The 18,624-nt window shown below is 68.1% G+C and carries 10 protein-coding genes and 3 pseudogenes; 3 read left to right on the forward strand and 10 right to left on the reverse strand.

Annotation, left to right across the window (positions count from 1 at the left end):
- Positions 1-140: 140 nt before the first annotated feature.
- The 9 genes and pseudogenes from ACFU8W_RS32570 to ACFU8W_RS32610 all read right to left on the reverse strand — a co-directional run bounded on the left by ACFU8W_RS32570 (position 141) and on the right by ACFU8W_RS32610 (position 12,487).
- Positions 141-4,103: an endo-alpha-N-acetylgalactosaminidase family protein gene (locus ACFU8W_RS32570; RefSeq protein WP_384044827.1), complete on the reverse strand. Its 3,963-nt coding sequence runs from the start codon at positions 4,101-4,103 to the stop codon at positions 141-143.
- Between the two features lie 415 nt (positions 4,104-4,518).
- A complete protein-coding gene (locus ACFU8W_RS32575; RefSeq protein WP_384044829.1) occupies positions 4,519-4,716 on the reverse strand; it encodes a hypothetical protein in 198 nt (65 codons plus the stop codon).
- A gap of 27 nt (positions 4,717-4,743) precedes the next feature.
- Positions 4,744-5,272: pseudogene (locus ACFU8W_RS32580) on the reverse strand (HAD domain-containing protein).
- Positions 5,269-5,440: pseudogene (locus ACFU8W_RS32585) on the reverse strand (IS256 family transposase); the annotation flags it as partial. The pseudogenes ACFU8W_RS32580 and ACFU8W_RS32585, both read right to left, overlap by 4 nt.
- 82 nt (positions 5,441-5,522) lie before the next feature.
- Positions 5,523-7,439 carry an alpha-L-fucosidase gene (locus ACFU8W_RS32590; protein WP_384044832.1) on the reverse strand — a complete coding sequence of 639 codons (1,917 nt, stop codon included), beginning with the start codon at positions 7,437-7,439 and terminating at the stop codon, positions 5,523-5,525.
- A 537-nt stretch (positions 7,440-7,976) separates the two neighbouring features.
- Positions 7,977-10,751 (reverse strand): hypothetical protein, encoded by a 2,775-nt coding sequence (locus ACFU8W_RS32595; RefSeq protein WP_384044835.1) that lies wholly within the window; start codon positions 10,749-10,751, stop codon positions 7,977-7,979.
- 834 nt (positions 10,752-11,585) lie between these two features.
- Positions 11,586-11,909, reverse strand: coding sequence for a hypothetical protein (locus ACFU8W_RS32600; RefSeq protein WP_384044838.1), 324 nt, complete (start codon positions 11,907-11,909; stop codon positions 11,586-11,588).
- 36 nt (positions 11,910-11,945) lie between these two features.
- Positions 11,946-12,317 (reverse strand): IPT/TIG domain-containing protein, encoded by a 372-nt coding sequence (locus ACFU8W_RS32605; protein ID WP_384044972.1) that lies wholly within the window; start codon positions 12,315-12,317, stop codon positions 11,946-11,948.
- Positions 12,224-12,487 carry an IS3 family transposase gene (locus ACFU8W_RS32610; RefSeq protein WP_384044841.1) on the reverse strand — a complete coding sequence of 88 codons (264 nt, stop codon included), beginning with the start codon at positions 12,485-12,487 and terminating at the stop codon, positions 12,224-12,226. The genes ACFU8W_RS32605 and ACFU8W_RS32610 overlap by 94 nt, the downstream gene beginning before the upstream one ends.
- A gap of 20 nt (positions 12,488-12,507) precedes the next feature.
- On the opposite strand from ACFU8W_RS32610, the gene ACFU8W_RS32615 reads away from it, so the two are divergent.
- Both ACFU8W_RS32615 and ACFU8W_RS32620 read left to right on the forward strand, forming a co-directional pair.
- Positions 12,508-12,771 carry a hypothetical protein gene (locus ACFU8W_RS32615; protein ID WP_384044844.1) on the forward strand — a complete coding sequence of 88 codons (264 nt, stop codon included), beginning with the start codon at positions 12,508-12,510 and terminating at the stop codon, positions 12,769-12,771.
- Between the two features lie 197 nt (positions 12,772-12,968).
- Complete coding sequence (locus ACFU8W_RS32620; RefSeq protein WP_384044847.1) at positions 12,969-15,362, forward strand: family 20 glycosylhydrolase; 2,394 nt, start codon at positions 12,969-12,971, stop codon at positions 15,360-15,362.
- 162 nt (positions 15,363-15,524) lie between these two features.
- Here ACFU8W_RS32620 and ACFU8W_RS32625 read toward each other — a convergent pair.
- A pseudogene (locus tag ACFU8W_RS32625) lies at positions 15,525-15,717 on the reverse strand (IS256 family transposase); the annotation flags it as partial.
- Between the two features lie 255 nt (positions 15,718-15,972).
- On the opposite strand from ACFU8W_RS32625, the gene ACFU8W_RS32630 reads away from it, so the two are divergent.
- On the forward strand, positions 15,973-18,138 hold the full coding sequence (locus ACFU8W_RS32630) for an alpha-L-fucosidase (RefSeq protein ID WP_384044849.1): 2,166 nt from the start codon (positions 15,973-15,975) through the stop codon (positions 18,136-18,138).
- Positions 18,139-18,624 lie beyond the last annotated feature (486 nt).

Raw genomic sequence — 18,624 nt, forward strand, 5'->3', positions numbered from 1 at the left:
CATTTTCGTGTCAGTCCCCTGCCGCTGCTGCACGGACTCGGAGGGCAAGGTCCGTAAGGCGTAGGTGCTGGTGCAGGCGCGGTCAGTGAGCAGGTGGAGGCCGGTCCCGGGTGGGGGCCGGCCTCCGGCCGTTCGTCGGGTCAGCGGCGTGGGGTCAGGGCGAGGATGTGGAGTGTGGACTGGGATGGGAGGGTCAGCGAGTGGAGCTCCTTGTCGGGGTTCACGGGCACGGTGTTGACGTAGAGCCGGTAGTTGAGGCCGTAGTTGGCGGGGCCGGACGGGGCGACCCGGTGGTCGGTGGTGACGGCGATGCGGGCTCCGTTGGCCGTGGGGGCGTCCGTAAGCCAGTTGGGCAGATAGAGGTTTGCCGTGTCGGTGGTGCCGTCCGTGTAGTGGACGGTGACCTGGCCGGTGATGCCGCCCGCCGAGGCGCCGAGGAAGCCGATCTCGCGGGCGCGGCCGCTCAGCGCGATCTCTCTGCCGCCGCCCGCGACGTTGTCCCAGCGGCCCGGACCGTAGTCGGGGAGCGTGAAGGACAGGCCGTCGACGGTCAGTTGGGCGCCCGGCGCGGCGCCGGCCGCCATCAGCGCCTCGGCGGAGTAGCTGTTGCCGCTGTCGAACGAGCCCTCTGCCGGATGGGCGTCGCGGGCGATCATGGTGTTGTTGTACGCATCGGAGAGGCGCGCCAGCGGCAGGGACGCTGGGACGGCCGTGGTGGTGACGGCGGTGCCCGAGGCGAGCGGGTATTCGGCTCGGGCCCGTACGGAGCCCGCGGACTCCCCGAGGTCGGCGGCGGGCGGGGTGACCGTGAACTCGGCGGTGGCGGTGGCCCCGTCGGCCACTGTGTCCAGGGACTGCCGGTCCGGGGTGACCTGCCAGCCCCCGGGGGCGTCCAGGGTGAGAACCACGTCGGAGAGTGGGGTGCCGGTGCTGTTGGCGAAGCTCACCTTCACTGTGCCCGAAGCGCCGCGCGTGTAGAGGGTCGGGGCGACGGCGACCCGGGCGGGCGGTGCGGTGGGGCAGAGGGCGCCCGTGTCGGCCGGGCCCAGGTCGTCGACGACCAGGTCGTCCAGGACGAAGGCGTTGCCCCGGTTGTGCTTGATGCCGAACCACATGTCGCCGCAGCCGGCCCCGCCGGTGGTCACGGTCTGTTCGTACACCCGGTGTGTGGCCGAGTGCTGCGGCGGCAGGCTGTCGTCCCAACCAGCGGGAACGGGAAGTGTGTTGGGCGGTGCGGCATCGAGGGCGCGGGTGGTGGTGGGCGGCAGCAGGTCCTCGGTGATGGCGGAGCCGCGGTCCCGGGCGACGACGGCGCGGTAGTCCGATCCGGGGTCCGCCTGGTACGAGAAGCGGATGCGGTAGGCGCGGCCCGGGGCGAAGCGCAGGGTCTGCGGCATGGTGCGGTAGACGACCCCCGTGCTGTCGGAGAGGGTCTTGAGGGAGAAGCGGCCGCTGACGGTGTCACGGGTGTAGTTCTCGTGGGTCTCGGAGAGGTGTGTGCGGTTGCCTTCGCCCCCGCCCGTGTAGACGAACGGACCCCAGCCCTCGTCCACGTGCTCGAAGTCTTCGGCGAACCAGTGGCCGCCGTACGCCGGATCGGCGCCCTCGTTCGCGACCACCCGTACGTCGGCGAAATCCACCCGGGTGCCCTCGGCGCCCGCCTCGGCGGACAGGGTGAGCAGAGCCGTGCCCCTGGCGTCCCCGGGAACGGTGAACAGCACCTTCATCCGCTGGAACGAAGTGCGGTACCAGCGGGCGTTGTTGACCTTGTGGGTCAGCGGTGAGGAGGTGGCCCAGACGGTGGTCTCCGGGCTGCCGTGGCCGCTGACGGTCAGGGCGGCTTTGCGGGTTCCCGTGATGCGTACCCACACCGAGGCGGAGTAGGTGCCGGGAGTCAGGCGGGCCAGCCGCTGGGCGGCGGTGCGCGCGCCGGTCGCCGCGATCCGCAGATACGGGAGACCGTTGCCGTCGTCGGTGACGGTGACCTGGCCGGAGTCGGGCACCGTCCAGCCGTCGGTGGTGCGGCTGGTGAAGGAGGGGTTGGCGAGGAGGCCGCCCCTGCCGTAGTCGGGGTCGCGCAGTGAGGACGGCGCGGTGCGATAGAGGACGTACGCGGTGGCCGCGTCGGCGGTCACGGTGACGGTGCCGCGGGTGACGGGAAGGTCGCCGATATGGGTGCGGCCGTCCTCGCCGAGCCGGTAGAGGCCGACGGTCTCGCACTGCGCCCACTTCGCCGGAACCTGCCAACTGGTCGCGCCGCCCGAGGGGTTCCAGTGGTAGATCTTCCGCGGATCGGCCTCGTCGGTGGGCTCCCAGGGGAGGAAGACGGTCGTGCCGTCCGCTATCAGCCGCCCGTTCCAGGTAATCCTGGCCGTGCCGGTCGCGTCGCTGACGGAGACGCCGCTCGTCAGGTCGACCTGATGGGCGGTCATCCGCTGGATCTCGAAGTGCTGGAGAAACTTCGTCGGCAGATTGACGGTGAAGGTGGCCTTCAGCCAGTTCTTCAGGTTCTGCTGGCTCTGCCAGCCCATGTAGTGGGTGTTGTCCGCCCCGCGCAGCAGTGAGGTGCGATTCCAGGCGTCCCGCTGGTGGTTGCGGATGAACCGGATAATCTTCGACTTGAGGCCACTGCCGGTCTGTCCCGCGTACGTGAAGACGCTGTCCCGCTCGAACTGGGCGTCCGCCTCGCCGCCGAGCGGCAGTCCCGAGCCGGTGATCACCTGCCCCTGGCGGGCCGGGGCCCAGCCGCCGGTCCAGTAGGTGTCGGAGTAGACGAAGCCGAGGTGCGGCAGATCGTCGGTGAGTCCGGCGAACCGCTTCGCGAACGCCCCGGTCGCCTGGTCCTTGACCGTGTCGGTGTGCCACGACTGGTCCATCCACCGCCAGCCGAGGTCGGCCACGCCGTTGCTGCGGTCCCAGCGGAAGCTGCGCGACTCCGGATACTCCTCCCAGGCATTGATGTGCACTCCCACCGCCGCGTTGTAGCGACGGGACTCCTTGGTGAGCGTGCGCAGCGCCTCAAGGCCGCCGGCCCGGGTGTTGTAGTGACCCCCGTAGTCCATGTGACCGCTGTCGTGCCCCTCGGACTGATAGCCCTTCAGAAGGATCGCCTGCGGCAGCCCGTCCGTGTGCAGGTAGGTGCGGCGGATCTCGTCGAGCGTGGTGAGGAAGGGCTGGTCCGCGTTGCTGGCGATGTTGATCGCGATGCCCTGCACCACGCGGGTGCGGCTCCAGTCGTCCGCGTACGGGTTGCGCATGATCGTACGGAAGGCGATGGCGGCGTCCTGCCAGTCGGCGACGCCGTCGCCGTTGCGGTCGGCAGTGACGACGACCGCGGCCTCGGGCAGGCCGAACACCTTGCCGTCCGCGCCCCGGTAGACCCATTCACCACTTGCGATCTCCGTGTGGTGGACCCCGGCGACATCGCAGGTGCGGTACATCAGCCGGTCCCGGGCGCAGGTGAACGACTCGACGGCGGCGGCCAGCCGGCCGGTGTCGAGCATCGCGTAGGAGGTGCGCCGCCAGGTGGCGTCGGCGGTTGCGTCGGCTGACGCGACGAACACGTCGGCGGGCTCGGGCCCGCCGAGTCCGTACGTCAGGGGGCAGTGCGAGAGGGCGGCCTGCTGGGCGGCGGAGGCGGAGACCAGGCCCAGGCCGGGGATTCCGAAGGTGGAGATGCGGGTGGCGCCGCGCTCCGTGATGCGTACGGCCCTGAAGCGCAGGACGTCGCCCTTGAGGGTCAGTTCGGCGTCCACGGATACGTCCAGGTCGGGGACGGAGATCCGGTAGGCGGCCCGGTCCGCGGAGAGCTGCGAGGTGACGGCCGGGGTGTAGTCGCTGCCGTTGATGCGTACGGTACGGACCGATTCGACTGCGCCGCCCAGGGTGTCCCCGGTGGCTGTCCAGCGGTAGCCGACAACTCGGGGGAAGTCGGGATCTACGGTCACCGTCAGGGTTTCGGAGACCAGCTCGCCGCGGCGGTCGGACGCCCATGCGGGCAGTGCCCCCGATGCCCAGATTCCGGTGACGGCGCCTGCGGCCGCGGTGGTTCTCAGGACGGTGCGGCGGCTGGGGCCCGGGTCGGTGGATTCCTGCTGGTCCATGGGGTGGTTCCCTCCTGCGGGTGGGATGCGGTCCAAGCGTGAGGGTCAGTCTGAGATGTGACGATTCATCGGACCATGGACAGCGCTGTGGAGCCCCTTGGACTTTTTTCCTGTCGGGCCGACGATCCGCCAATTACGCGGTGAATCCCAAGGAGTGGTGCGGTGAGGCGGCTTCACCAGTCGAATCCCAGGGTGTCAGTATCTGCACCCAGAGCAGAGCGTATGCGCATCTATTCGAAGGAGTTCGAAGATAGGTCGGATGTGTGCGTGGTTCATGCTGAGGCGCGCTGCTGCTGGGATGCGGCTGCGGCCGTGTTGCCGTCGACCACGGCCCGTGATCAGCCGCGCGAGCTGTCGGTCAGTGCGGTGCTACCTGCATTCAGACCTGTCGGGCTCGCAAAGTCATCGCTGCTAGTCAAGCGGCGTAGCGGTACTCGTTGAGGGTGCCGCCGAGGACGCGGGTGCGTAGGAGCCTGCGGCTGCCCAGATCGTACGCAGTGGCGGGTTGATCCTGAGCGTCGGGCGGCAGTTGACTCCGGGACGGATGGGGCCGACGCGTGTTGTGGTGCCGATGGAAGTCAGCGAGAACGTGTCGGGCGTGAGCCTCGTTCATGACCAGAACGTGATCCAGGAGCAATCGTCAATTCCTGTGGATCACCGCGGGGAGCCACAAGTGGGCCCGGAGCCATTGATCGAGGACTGCGAAGTCTTCATTGGTGAGGCCGCGGGACGACGCGATGCGGTGGAGGAGGGCCGGGGGTCGGGTGGTGGGTGGACACCCAGTCTCGATCGGCGTCGGTGCTCTCGTCGTCGACCCCGACGAACGGACGTCCGTCCGCCCATGCCGCCAGGGTTCAGGTCTTCCAATGGAGTCCGTACCACTGGTCCTCGCGTTCATGCGCGTCGGAGTGTTCCGGCCAGTGCACGACCGGCAGGGGCGGCAGGCCGAGTCGGGGCGCTATGTCGGTGTTCGCCTCCTCCTCCCAGGTGGTGGCCCAGACCAGCTCGCACGGCGATGCCGCGAGGCGAGGCCCGAGGCGCGGGTCGAGCCGCGTCAGGTGCGAATCTGTCGCAGTGCTTGACGGCTCGCGCTGCGAGACGTCGCCGAACGGCAGGAGAGCTCCGTCGACGTCCAGGAACAGCAGCGGGCCTTCCTTTCGCTGACTCATGCCGCAGCCTTGTGCTCACGCTCGATCAGGACTCCGCGTTCGAATCGGGGCGCCGGTGCGGACGAGGGCGACGAAGTGGGGTGCGGTGATCGCGCGCCAGCGAGCCTGGGCGGACTCGGCGAGCTTGAACACCATCGCCAGGGCCGCGGCCGGGCTGCCCGCGCCGCGCAGGTGGCGGTCGGTGACGAGGAGCCACCGATGCGCACCGCGGCCGGTCGGCCGACCGGCCGGCCGGCCGCGGTGCGTCGGCTCAGCGGGCGTAGACCTCGACTTCGGCCAGCGACAACGGTGTGTTGTCCGCCTCCAGTTGGATCCGTACGTAGCGGCCGCGGCCGTTGAGCTTCACGGTACGCAGGTCGCCGGCCGGTCCGGCGATCCGTACCGCCGTTACCCCGGGCGCGGTGCGCGATGCGGTCAGGTCTGCGGAGGTGAACTCGCTGTCGGAAGTCATGACCCAGAAGTCACTCAACCGCTGGTTGTACGGGGTGTCGGTGCGGTTGTAGAGCCATACCTCACCGATGTCGGTCGATGCTCCGAGGTCGACCTGCCACCATGCCTGGTTCGCCGTTTCGGCGGTGTGGGTGACGCTGCCGGCCCCCCAGGAACCGTTGGTGTTGCCGTCGACCGCGCGCTCGGGCACACCACCGTACGCGGTCGAGTGCTGCTTGACCGGCTTGCTCTTGGCGAGGTTCGCAGTGCTGGGCTTCGCGATGTCCCACGAGATGGCGCGGCGGGTCACGTACTCGGAGGTCATCGGCGTGTCGACGGTGAGCTTGACGATGAGGTCCGGGCCCGGCTTGGTGATCCCGTTGAGGTTCAGCAGCACGTCGCCTCGTGCGTCCTCGGTGAACGGCACGTTCTGGCCTTCGAGGGTGACCGCCGAGCGCACCTTGGCATTGAGGCAGGGAAGCCGGAGCTTGAATCCCGACGGCTCATCGAGGACGTGCACGTATATCTTCTTGCCGCGGTACGTCGCCCCAGCCACCTTGCTCGGGCGGTACGGCCCGCCGCGCGTTCCGACGATTGCGGTCCCGTACGTGCCCATCCACTGGCCGACCTGCTTCAGAGTCGCGGTGACGTCGTCCTCCAGGTAGCCGGTCTTCGTCGGCGGTACGTTGAGCAGCAGGTTGCCGTCACCAGTGGCGGTCTGGGCGATGGTTCTGACCACTGTCGAGTAGTCGGACTTCGTGTGGTTCGGATGCCACGACCAGTCCGGTGGGGTGATGGTGATGCATGACTCCCACGGGCGGGTCGCGTTGAACTTGCCCACTTCCTGCTCGGGCGTGTCGTAGTCCCCGGCCAACGTGTCCGGCATCGGCTCGAAGCCCATGGTGTTGTAACCGCGGTTGTTGACGAGGATGCCGGGCTGCAGCTTCCGCGGAATCGTGTTGAGCAGGGGCGGGCGGAACGACGACATGTCTGCGTAGGGAATGTGGTCGTACCAGAGGAAGTCGACCTTCCCGTACTGCGTGAGCAACTGGTGGAGGTGTTCCATCATGTACTCGTAGTAGGCGTTGTAGTCACCCTTGACGTAGTCGGGCTGAGTCCAGTCGCGTGGGGAGTAGTAGAGGCCCAGCTTGAGACCGGCGTTCCGGGTCGCCTTCGCGATCTCCCGTGTCAGGTCGCGTCCGGACTTCCCCAGAGGCGTCTCGAGGAAGTCGGGGTAGAAGGACTTGCCGACGTTGTTCGCGCGGAAGTTCGGATATCCGTCGTGGTGCTTGGTCGTGAAGACGAGGTAGGTCATGCCGGCGGCCTTGGCCGTGGACACGAGCTTGGTCGCCCAGTCCGGCTCGGGCAGGAAGTCGCGGTAAGCGGCGTCGTAGACCGGGTCGGACTTCACCGACGGGTCGCGGTACTGGTTAAACCCCGGCTCACCCGGGCGGTAGGCGTTGCGGCCCCAGCCGATTTCCCGGCCGACGACGGATGACGGGTTGAAGTGCACGAACATGCCGAAGCGCAGCGAAGCGAGGACGTTTCCGGTGTTCTGCGGGTCCAGCCCGGCCACGCGGGCGGCCTCGGTCTGCTGGTCGTCGGCCTGCGCCCACGCCGGGGAGCCGACCCCGATGGCGACAGGCACGGCAGCCATGGTCGCCAGCAGCCCGCGGCGGCTGAACCCTGTGGATTCGTTCCCGTCCGCTCTGCCGGCGGGAAGGGGTGTATGTGACATGCGACTCTCCTTCTATGGGCTGTGCTGGGTGGAACGACACGCGGCCCGCTCGAGGCCGCATGGGATCAGCGGGCAGGGACCATTGGCAGTTCGTGCCCACCGAGTTCAGGTACACGTTCTGCAGAGCGGCCAGCGACACCGGCTTGGCTCCCGGGTCCCGGAACCAGGAAGGAGCCTGGATGCGGCCGCCGCACTCGGTCGGCTGCCGGCACACCATGCCCGACGTACTGGCCCCCTCCGCTGGGAGCCATCTGGGAAGGCCCGCGTATTGAGCACCCGTGTGGGCCATCCTCGCCTCCCGCCGGCCTTCTCGCCGATCTCGCGGAGGAATTCGCGCACAGCACCGGAACCCGCCATACATACTCCTCAGGCTCGGCGCGTGAAGCAGATCGCCGGCAGCCTGCCCGCATCGCCGCCCCGATGAACGGCGGTCCGCAGGAGGCCGGACGGTTCGGAAGTGGTGCTGGAACCTGCCGACCGGGCACCGGGTCGTGAAGGCCCGGTGCCGGTCGTTCCACTGCCTGTGGGGTGCGGAGTTCAGCTGCCGAAACCGTCGAAGGTGGCGTACTTGCCCGACAGCTTTTCGATGACGATCGTGTGCGTGCCGGGGCTGAGCCCGTCGGCGGAGAACACGACGACGTTCGTTTGACGCTGCCCGTCGTCCGGGGTGGTGTTCACGGTCTGCTGGGGCTGGTTGTCGAGGGTGATCCCGATGTTGCCCTGGTCGGTGGAGCGCTCCCCGTAGACCTTGATCGAGGTCCCGGTGAAGGTGTAGGTGACCTTGGAACCGTTTGCGGTGGCGTAGTGGATGTCGTCCTGGAAGTCGCCGTAGCCGCGGTTCGAGGAAGTGCTGAAACCGCTGTAGGTGATGGCGGATTCGGTGTCGTTGACGCGAGTGGGGTCGTCGACCGGGCGGCCCACTGAGACCTGGTAGGTGGGGGTACCCGCCGGCACGGTGGCGATCAGGAAGCCGCTCGACAGCCGCCGGACATCGCGGTTCTTGAGCGTGCTGGTGCCCGCGTACACCTTCGGGTTGGCGCCGAAGCCTTCACCGGCCACCAGGACCTGGTTGTCGGAGTCGGCCTTGGAGACGTACGAGACCTTCGGACCGACGGATTTCACCAGTGCCGCGTAGTCGTCGCTCACTCCGGCCGAGGTGAACAGGGACTCGGGGATCTTCCCCGCGGTGGGCGTGGCGGAGAGGTCGCCGGGGCCCGGAGTGGAGGTCACCGTCGTGTTGTTGGATGCGTGTGTGTCGATCGGCTGTGCGCAGGCGTAGGCCTCCGTGCGGCCCGAGAAGTAGTTGTCGCTGATCCAGAAATGACCGGTGGACGAACAGCCTCCCTGCCCTCTGGGACCGGCGTTGAACGCCAGGTTCCCTTGCCAGTTGATCCACTCCGAGCCGGCGTCGTCGTAGTAGGTGAAGTTGGTAGCGGGGCTCTGGTAGGCGACGTTGCCCTTCACCTGGAGGCCGTGCGCCAGGGTCTGGGCGGAGTCGACGGCACCGGTGGCGGGGACGGCATTGCCGTTCGCGTCCCGGTACTGGGCCTGGTGGCCCTCCACATAGATGGCCCCGCCGTCGTGGCGCTTCTTCATCCAGTCGTGGATGAGGTTGTTGCTGATGGTGTTGTTCTCGTTGATGTTGACCGCGTTCTGCGCGTCCCCGGCGTGGTCGACATGGCCCTGGATCACACCGGCGGTGATGCCGGTGTAGGGCAGGTCGTAGAGGTTGTTGTGGGTGATCGTGGTGCCCCGGGAGAACAGCAGGGTGATACCGCAGGCGGAGGTGTAGTCCGTACCGACGCGGTGGATGATGTTGTCCGAGACGGTGGTGTCGGTCAGGATCTCGTTGGCGCCGATGATGTCATCGCTGACCGCGGCCGGGTCCGGCGTGCAGTTCTGCTTGATCCCCTCGGGCGGCGACAGCTGCGCGCTGGTCGCGCCCACCGGGAGCACCGGCGTCGGGTCATAGGTGCAGCCGAGCAGGAGGCCCGTCGAGGCGATGTCGGTGAACTCATTGCCCTGGATACGGGTGTTGACCGAGCCGTACATCACGCTCAGGCCCGCGCCGCCGAGTTCGGCGAAGCGGTTGCCGGTGAGGGTGACATTGCGCGCGGCGCTGAAGGCCACGTTGGCCTGCGGCTGGGTCAGTCCGCCCCAGGGGCAGCTGCCCGCGGGCGTCGAGAACTGGCACATGGCCTGGTTGCCCCGGGTGGACCCGCCGGCCGGGGCGGTGGTCATCCGCAGGTTGCTCTGCACATCGGAGAAGCCGGCCGCGCCGGACGGGCCGTTCCAGGTGGCGTGCGAGAACTGAAGCCCCTTGAAGGTGAGGTCGTGCACCGGCTTTGCCAGCGTGCCCGCGCCCTGGAGCAGCGACTCGAGACGGGGCAGCTCGGCCGCGAAGCTCTGCAGCGACTCGTCGGGCAGCGGCTTGTAGTACAGCTTGCTCGCGGCCGGGTCGAGGTACCACTGGCCCGGCCGGATGAGCGCCTTGGCGTTGGCCACGACGCTGGGCTTGGTCCCCGGGTTCATCGACGGCAGGCCGCCGCTGGCATGGCTGAACGAGGCGCGCCGGGTGGTGTTGGTCCAGCACGGCTGGGTCATGGTGAGCACGGCCGTGGCGCTGTCGTAACCGGCGACACGGCAGCGCGACTCGGTCCAGGGACCGTTGCCCCCCGGGTAGTCGAACTCCACCCGCTTCAGCTCGTCGGCGCTCAGCGCGCCGAACCAGGACTTGGCGGCACTGTCCCCGCTGATGTTGTAGCCGTCGGTGGTCCCGGTCCAGCTGCCGTTGAAACCGAGTTGAGCGGCGGTGGACTGGGCGACCGGCGCCTGGCGGCCGTCGACGTACAGCTGACGGGACTCACTGCCCTCGGGTACCGAGGCCGACCACAGGCCCGCGGTGTCAGATTCGGTCCACTTGTGGATGCGGGTCGCGCCGGAGATTACCGGACGCGCGCCGTCCGCGGCTTCCCAGACCACGGGGTGCCCGGCGGTACCCGAGTCCTGGGCGCCGAACTTCCAGGTCGAGCCGAGGCGGTACGTGCCGTCCAGGAGCTTGACGTCGACGTCCACGTCACTGCCGCCGGCCACCGCTTCACGGACCTTGGTCTGGGCGCCGGACAACGAACAGGGCGCCGTCTGCGTACAGCTGGTGCCTTCGCCGTCGGGCGCGGCGTAAAGGGTCATCGGGGTGGTGGCGGCCTCGGCGGCGGAGCCGAAGGCGGGAACGAGGAGGGCGGCGGCCAGGCCGGTGGCGACGGCGAACGCCCAGGGGGCGGCCGGACGCCGCACAGCAGCTCTCTTATTCATGACGGGCCGTCCCGTCTCCCGCACACGTCATTCTGTTCATGTCACGCTCCAAGTCGGGGGTGGGGGTGATGCGGTTCCCGGTGCCCGGGAGGCAGTGCACGGGCCCAGGGAGCGGACCTGCGTACGGAGGCGGATTGCGCCGCGACCGTCCCGCGGGCGACAGCCAGCAACTCATCGGATGTATTAAGGCACTTCGATGCCTTGACGTCCAGGCATAGAACAGAAAATTCAGGCTAGAAGCCGCTCGGGAGGGCGCTTGCCGGATACAGGGAAGTCGATAGATAGGACCAATGAAGGGCATCCGTATGGGCTCGTGCCGGACGACGGGCCATGGAGTCGATTCGCGAAGGAGCTATGGACGGCCGGACTTCTTGCTCGCGCTCGCTGCGCCCACCAGCCGACCGCTCAACGCCCTGCGGAGCAGCGCGGCCTGGGCCGCTACGACACGCGCCATGCCGCTCGCGGCGGCGGCCTCCTCTTCACTGCCGGCGCTGGAGCGAGTGGATCGTGCAGGAGACGATCAGCACAGAGGGAAGGTTCGCATCACGCCGCGCATGCGGCACATGGCACGGACGATACTCCGGCGCCTGCTCATGCGGACGCCGCGGATCTCGCCGCTGCTGCACAATCACCTCCTCCTGTCGCTCAAAGGCCTGCGTCCGGAGGGTGTCTGGGGGGCACTCCACGGCACTGCTGGAGGCGGCCGTCGCTGCGCCCGCCCTCTACAACGAGGTCGTGATGGGACGGGCGGGCGGGGAAGGGTGGCACGGCTGGGCGTCGTGCGTTGACTTCCCCCGTGCTGCCGCGCGGAGGTTCGAGAGGTTGGTGCCTGTGTCAGCCGAGGACCTGGACTTCGCTGAGGGCGAGGTGGTTGGTGCCGGAGTGCTGGTCCATGACGTAGCGACCGGTGGCGTTGGCGGGGATCACCGTCGGGTTGCCGGCCTGGCCGGTCTGGTGGCTGGACCACACCCCGGACTTCGCCGCCTGCTGCACGGGTGTCAGCGTGGTGTTGAAGGGGCTGTCGGACACGAACACCCAGTAGTCGGAGTCCCGGCTCGCGCAGCACTCCGTGCGGTTGAACACGTTGATGCTGTCGAGAAGGTGGGAGCTGCCGAGGTCGAAACGGCCCGACTGAACGCGGCTCCGCGGGCGAGGCATTCCGAAGCGAAACCGCGGCACTCCCCGCCGCAGGGTTCAGGACCGGACTCCCTCCCCGCCCGAAGGCGGGGATTCCCTCCGAAGAAGAGGGATGGGAGAAGTTACCGTCGGTGTTGCCGTCGACTGCGAGGGACGCCGTTGCGCCGCCTGCCGGGGCTCCGGAGTCGGTGTAGGTGGAGGACTGGCCGCTGTCTTGCCGCGTGCGATGTTCTTGCTCGGGTCGTAGGTGAACGATGCGGAAGTGATCGCGCTGGTGCTGGGAGCGGTGGTGACGGTCACGTTCCCGGTGACGGTGCCGGCCGGCTGGGTGGCGGTCAGGTAGTTCGACGAGATGTAGGTCGTCGTGGTCGCAGGAGTTCCGGAGATCTTGACCTTCGAGGCCGGGGTGAAGCCGGAGCCGGAGAGCAGGCTCGTGCTTCGCTGATGGTGCGTTCGAACTTGATTGGCGGTAGGGCGGCGACCTCGCTGTGGCGGCGGCGCGGGTTGTAGAAGTCCGTGATCCAGGTGGCGATCTTCAGCCGGGTCTCGGCGCGGGTGGCGAACTGGTTGCGGTGGATGTACTCGACCTTGATCAGCACTCTCCGCTGAGAAGACCCGTGTGGTCCACTTCGATGACGGCTTCGACTTTCTCGGCCATCACATCCGCCGCCAGCGGAAACGTGGCACGAACAAGCGATACGTCTACACCCGGCCCTTCAAGAAGGCCGTGCAGGCCGTGAAGGACCGGATCCCGGAGCGGACCTACAGAAACACCCAGAACCAGGGTCTGACCCAGCTCCCGACCGGGCTGCCGCCGCGCGAGCGCATCTCGCGGCGGCGGTCTCCCCGCGACAGGCGTGAACCCGCCACGGCTACTCCTTGACCTGGACCTGACGGGAACGCTAAAAACAAAGAGGTCTAGACCTCTAATCAGCGCCACAGCGGACCACCGAAACGGACCCTGATCCTCCACGAAAGGAGCCCCCTCTACGGAGGGCACCCGGCTCGCCCGACCGACTGCCCCGGACTGCCTGTCCACCTGACGGGCAGTCTGCCCGACTGACAGGAGACACAGACACCATGCACTTCCCCCTCCCGACCGCTCCGGCGGCTCCGGACAGACAGCGGCCGGCCGCCCGCCTGCGCCGGGCGGCAGCGGCGTGCTTGTCCGCCGTGGGTGCGGCGGCCCTGCTTTCCGCCGCACCCGGTGCCGAAGCCGCCGCGCCCACCGCACCCGTGCCTCGCACCATCCCCGCTCTGCAGCAGTGGAGCGGCGAGCCCGGCGCGTACAGCTTCGGGCCTGGCACCCGACTGCTCGTCCACCCCGGCTTGGCGAAGGATCTCACCGACGAGGCCCAGCTCTTCGCGCAGGAGCTCGCCCAGCGCACAAACGTCGAGGTACCGGTGGTCAAGGAGCCGCCGGCCAGGGCACGGCCGGGCGACATCACCCTGGCCCTCAATCCTGCGGACAGCAAGCTCGGCAGCGAGGGCTACACGCTGACGGCGGGCCGCACCCTGACCATCAAGTCGCCTACGCAGCACGGGGTGTTCAACGCCACGAGTACCGTGCTGCAACTGCTCGGCCAGCGCCTGACCATCCCCGCCGGGACCGCGCGCGACTGGCCGGCCAAGCCCGAGCGCGGGCTGATGCTCGATGTGGGCCGCAAGTACTTCACCGTCGACTGGCTGAAGCAGCAGATCGACGAGATGGCCTACCTGAAGCTCAACTACCTGCACCTGCACCTCTCCGACAACCAAGGCTTCCGCGTGGAGAGCGAGAAGCACCCCGAGGTCGTCTCGGCGCAGCACTACACCAAGGCACAGATCACCGAGCTGATCGCCTACGCCGGCCGACGTCACATCACGGTGGTGCCGGAGATCGACATGCCCGGCCACATGGCGCCTGTCCTCGCCGCCCACCCCGAACTCCAGCTCGTGTCCAAGGACGGCGTCGCCCAGAGCAGCTTCATCGACCTCACCAAAGAGGCCACGTACACGCTTCTGAAGGACTTGGTCGAAGAGTACGCGGCGCTGTTCCCGGATTCGCCGTGGTTCCACATCGGCGCCGACGAGTACGTCCACGACTATGCGGCCTTCCCTCAGCTCGAGACGTACGCGAAGGCCCACTACGGCACGTCCGCCACCGGCGCCGACACCTACTACGGCTTCATCAACTGGGCCAACGGCGTCGTCCGCGCCACCGGCAAGCAGACCCGGATGTGGAACGACGGCATCAAGAGCGGCAACGGCACCATCACGCCCGCCTCAGACATCCTGGTCGAGAACTGGTCGGGTGCCGGAATCACCCCGCAGGCCCTGACCGACCGCGGTCACACCGTTACCAACGAGCCCCGCTCGTGGACGTACTACGTGCTCGGCCGCTACAAGCCCCCGACCGCGAAGCTGTACGAGAAGTGGCAGCCGGACCTGTTCGACAACGGCGGCACCGTCAGCGACCCCTCCCGCAACCGCGGCTCGAAACTGCACGTCTGGTGCGACAACCCGGGGGCGGAGACCGAGCAGCAGGTGGCGGGCGGCATCGTGAAGCCGCTGCGGGTGATGGCCCAGCAGCTGTGGGGCTCGCCGAAGCCGGTCGCCTCGTACGCGGACTTCCAGCAGGTCATCGGCGCGGTGGGACATGCACCGGGCTGGCCCGGGACCCCGCTCCACGGCGACCTCGCGCTGCACCGGCCCGTCGCGGTCTCCAGCGTGGAGCCGGTGCTCACCCCCAACTTCACGGTCACAGGCACGGATTACCTCAGCGGCTTCAACGCCGTGGACGGCGAGCCCAGTACCCGCTGGTCCAGCACCCGGTCGGACGCGCAGTGGCTGCGGATCGACCTGGGCGAAAGCCAGCCGGTGGGCAGGGTGCGGATCACGTGGGAGGGCGCCTACGCCAAGGCGTACCAGGTGCAGGTCTCGGACGACGCCAGCACCTGGACCACTGTCCGCACGGTGACGGACGGCAAGGGCGGCATCGAGGACCTGTCCGGGCTCCAGGGATCCGGACGCTATGTGCGGCTCAACCTCACTCAGCGAGCCACGACTTACGGCTACTCGCTGTACGAGGTCGAGGTGTACTCCGACGATCTGGCGCGCGGCCGCCCGGCCACCGCCTCCTCGCTGGAGACCCCCGCTTTCCCGGCCGCCGACGCGGTGGACGGCGACGCCGCGACCCGCTGGTCCAGTACTCGGACGGACACCCCGCAGTGGATCAGCGTCGACCTGGGCGCCGACCTGCCCGTCGGCCGCGTACGGCTCGTCTGGGAGGCCGCCTATGCCAAGGCGTACCAGGTGCAGACGTCGGCCGACGGGAGCAAGTGGACGACGGTGCTTACCGTGGGCGACGGGGACGGGGGCACGGACGAGCTGACCTCGCTCGGCGCCCACGGGCGGTACCTGCGGATCCTCGGTACGCAGCGGGGCACCGCGTGGGGGTACTCGCTCTGGAGCGTGAGCGCGTACACGTCGTGACGCCGTGACCTTTCCCAACCGCGACCCTCTATCCGCCAGCTCACGTGAGGAACACGATGAGGCCCTTGCGATTGCTCTTCCACGGCGAGCGCGCAGACCGCCCCCAGTCCCAAGCCCTAGTGCGGGTGTGTCAATTTAGCGGCTGATTCTGGTTGTTGAGGTTCAGTTGTTGGCCGGGGTGAGTCGGCCTTCGAAGGCGATCTGGAAGGCGTCCAGGGACGCCTTCCGGCGCATCGTCCAGCGACGCCGGCCCTTGCCGGTCGGGTCGAGGCTCATCAGCGCCATGTAGACGCATTTGAGGGCAGCGGTCTCTGACGGGAAGTAGCCGCGCGCGAACGGCCTTGCGTATCCGCGCGACGCCCGTCCGGGAGAGACAACGCGCGCGGCGTCGTAGCCACCCGTGTCAATGCCGCCGTCGGCGCCGATTGGTCCAACGATGGTCACCGCAGGGGCAATTGGTCCGACTAATTTGATTGCTTCATCGAAGCTTTCGGGAGACATACGACTTTGGAGCAGTTACGTCAGAAGTATTGATCGGATGTATCTTCGGCCCTACCGTGTTCGCGCACCGAAGCAACGCACTCCACCCCGATCCGGAGGAGCAGGACGCATGTCCAAGAGACCCATCGGCCAACCAGTCACACGCCGGCGCGTGTGGCGGCCCCTGATCGCTTCGCTCTGCATGTTCGCGGCGCTCGGCGGCAACGCCGTCGCGGCCACACCCCCCAAGGCGCCGCCCGTGGCGGCGGCGGCGCCGAATCCGGTCGTCGAGATCAACAGCTCCGACACGCCGGCGCAGATCCTTGAGAAGGCGGCGTCCGTCACGCCGTCGGCGAGGCAGTTGGCGTGGCAGCGGGAGGAGCTGACCGGGTTCATCCACTTCGGCCCGAACACCTTCACCGGTGTGGAGTGGGGGTCGGGAGTTGAGGACCCGGACGTTTTCAACCCGTCCCACCTGGACACCGACCAGTGGGCGAGGACGTTCAAGGAGGCGGGCTTCAAGAAGGTCATCCTCACCGCCAAGCACCACGACGGCATGCTGCTGTTCCCCTCGGAATACTCCGATCACGGGGTGGCCTCCAGCAGTTGGCGGAACGGCCGGGGCGACGTCTTCAAGGAGTTCACCGACTCGGCCCGCAAGTACGGTCTCAAGGTCGGCTTCTACCTCTCCCCCGCGGACGGCCACGAGTACCGGACCAGGGGCGAGGACGGCCGGTACGGCAACGGCAGCACCCCGCAGCCCACCCGGATCCCGAGCAAGGGTAACGGCAACGGCACGACCTTCAACTTCACCGCCGACGACTACAACCGCTACTACATGAACACCCTGTACGAGCTGCTCACCAAGTACGGCGAGATCAGCCAGGTATGGCTCGACGGCGCCAATCCCTGGCCCAACACCAACCAGAAGTACAACTTCACGGACTGGGTCACCATGATCCGCACCCTCCAGCCGGGCGCGGCCGTCTTCCAGGACGGCGGTCCCGACGTCCGCTGGTCCGGCAACGAGTCCGGTCTCACCAACCGGACGAGCGAGTGGTCGCCGCTCCCGTACAACACCGACTTCTACGGCAACCCGGCCGATCCGGCGACCGCCGCCGACAGGGTGCTGCGCGTGCCCGGCTACAACACGGCCGCCGACCTGGGCAGCGACGCGGTACTCGGACGACAGACCAACGGCAGCAGCAGCTGGAAGCTGCTGCGCTGGCAACCGGGCGAGTGCGACGGCCGGCTCCAGGCCCCGTCCTGGTTCTGGGACAAGGACGCCCGGCCCGTCTCGCTGGACACGCTGAAGAACATGTACCTCAACTCGGTGGGCAAGAACTGCCAGCTGCTGCTGAACGTGGCACCCGACAACACCGGGCGGTTCCCCGACGAGGCGGTCTCCCGGATGAAGGAGTTCGGCGACTGGATCCGCTCGGTCCAGGTCAAGACCTCCGCAGGGGCGTCGGCGCATGACGATGAGGGCACCTTTCACACCAGGGGCAACCTCGCTCGCAACGTGCTGGACACCGACGACGCCACCGCCTGGCAGCCCACCGGCACCACCGGGAACCTCGTGCTGAACCTCCACGGGGCCAAGACGTTCAACGTGGTGAACCTGCAGGAGAACATCCAGGTCGGACAGCGCGTCTCGCGCTTCGCCGTGGACGCCTGGGTCGGCGACTCCTGGAAGGAAGTCGGCAACGGCACCACGATCGGCTACCGCCGCCTCCTCAAGCTGCCGAACCCGGTCACCACCACCAAGCTCCGGCTGCGGATCACCGCGTCCAGGGCACTCCCTCCGGCGATCTCCACCCTCTCCGTCCACCAGGACGGCGACATGAGAATCAACCTGGCCTACGACAAGCCCGCTACCCAGTCGAGCACCCTTCAGGCCGGCACCGAGGCCAGTAAGGCCGTCGACGCAAACACCAACGGTAGTTTCAACTCCGGCTCGGTCACCCACACCTCCGACAAACCACTGGACACCAACCCGTGGTGGCAGGTCGACATGGGCAAGCCCCAGTCCGTCGGCACGATCGAACTGTCGAACCGGACGGACTGCTGCTCCAACCGGCTCCACGACTTCTACGTGTTCGCCTCCGACACTCCCTTCACCTCCACGGATCCGGAGGTCACCAAGAACCAGCCCGGCGTGTGGAGCTCGTACCAGACCGACGCCGTCGGCCAGAAGCTGACCCTGCCCGTCGGCCGCGACGCACGCTACATCCGCGTCCAACTGGTCGGCTCGGACCGGCCCCTGTCACTCGCCGAAGTACAGGTCTTCAGCTGACCCACCCCCGGTCCGCGGCGGACGCGTGAGCCACTGCCGCGGACCGACCGTTCAGCACCCATCGATCATTCCCAGGTCGCTGGTCGCTACTGTCCGAAAGAGCTTCCACTGACATCTGCTGGTGCTCGGCCGACGTGGACGATCTTGTGGTGAGAATCGTCTTACCAGGGACTTCACGGCTGTCCACACCCGGGGGTGCCACCACCTGGCAGCGCCTCGGCATGGACGCAGCCACAGAGCGCTGCAGGTTCGTTCCCTCCGATCTCGGCTTCGGCGCTGCCTCGCGGGGGGCGGCAGGTGTTGCCGTCGAACGAGTGCTTGCCGACCCCACCACCATCGCCGTCATTCCGCCGTGAGCCCTGGACAGAACAATGATGAGACCCCGTCTTCCCGACCTCGCACCCGCCTGTCCCCCCTCTCCCTGAATGTCCCGCCTGCCTGACCACCTGTCCGGAGCCACGCCTCGTGCTGCTTCCCGCCCAACGC

The organism is Streptomyces sp. NPDC057565 (genome assembly GCF_042801455.1).
GTDB classification, from domain to species: Bacteria; Actinomycetota; Actinomycetes; order Streptomycetales; family Streptomycetaceae; genus Streptomyces; species Streptomyces yanii.

Excerpts from the sequence above, each read along its gene's own strand:
- ACFU8W_RS32570 (WP_384044827.1), bottom strand. The coding sequence starts at position 4,103 with ATGGACCAGCAGGAATCCACCGACCCGGGCCCCAGCCGCCGCACCGTC.
- ACFU8W_RS32575 (WP_384044829.1), bottom strand. The coding sequence starts at position 4,716 with ATGAACGAGGCTCACGCCCGACACGTTCTCGCTGACTTCCATCGGCAC.
- ACFU8W_RS32590 (WP_384044832.1), bottom strand. The coding sequence starts at position 7,439 with ATGTCACATACACCCCTTCCCGCCGGCAGAGCGGACGGGAACGAATCC.
- ACFU8W_RS32595 (WP_384044835.1), bottom strand. The coding sequence starts at position 10,751 with ATGAATAAGAGAGCTGCTGTGCGGCGTCCGGCCGCCCCCTGGGCGTTC.
- ACFU8W_RS32600 (WP_384044838.1), bottom strand. The coding sequence starts at position 11,909 with ATGCCTCGCCCGCGGAGCCGCGTTCAGTCGGGCCGTTTCGACCTCGGC.
- ACFU8W_RS32620 (WP_384044847.1), top strand. The coding sequence starts at position 12,969 with ATGCACTTCCCCCTCCCGACCGCTCCGGCGGCTCCGGACAGACAGCGG.
- ACFU8W_RS32630 (WP_384044849.1), top strand. The coding sequence starts at position 15,973 with ATGTCCAAGAGACCCATCGGCCAACCAGTCACACGCCGGCGCGTGTGG.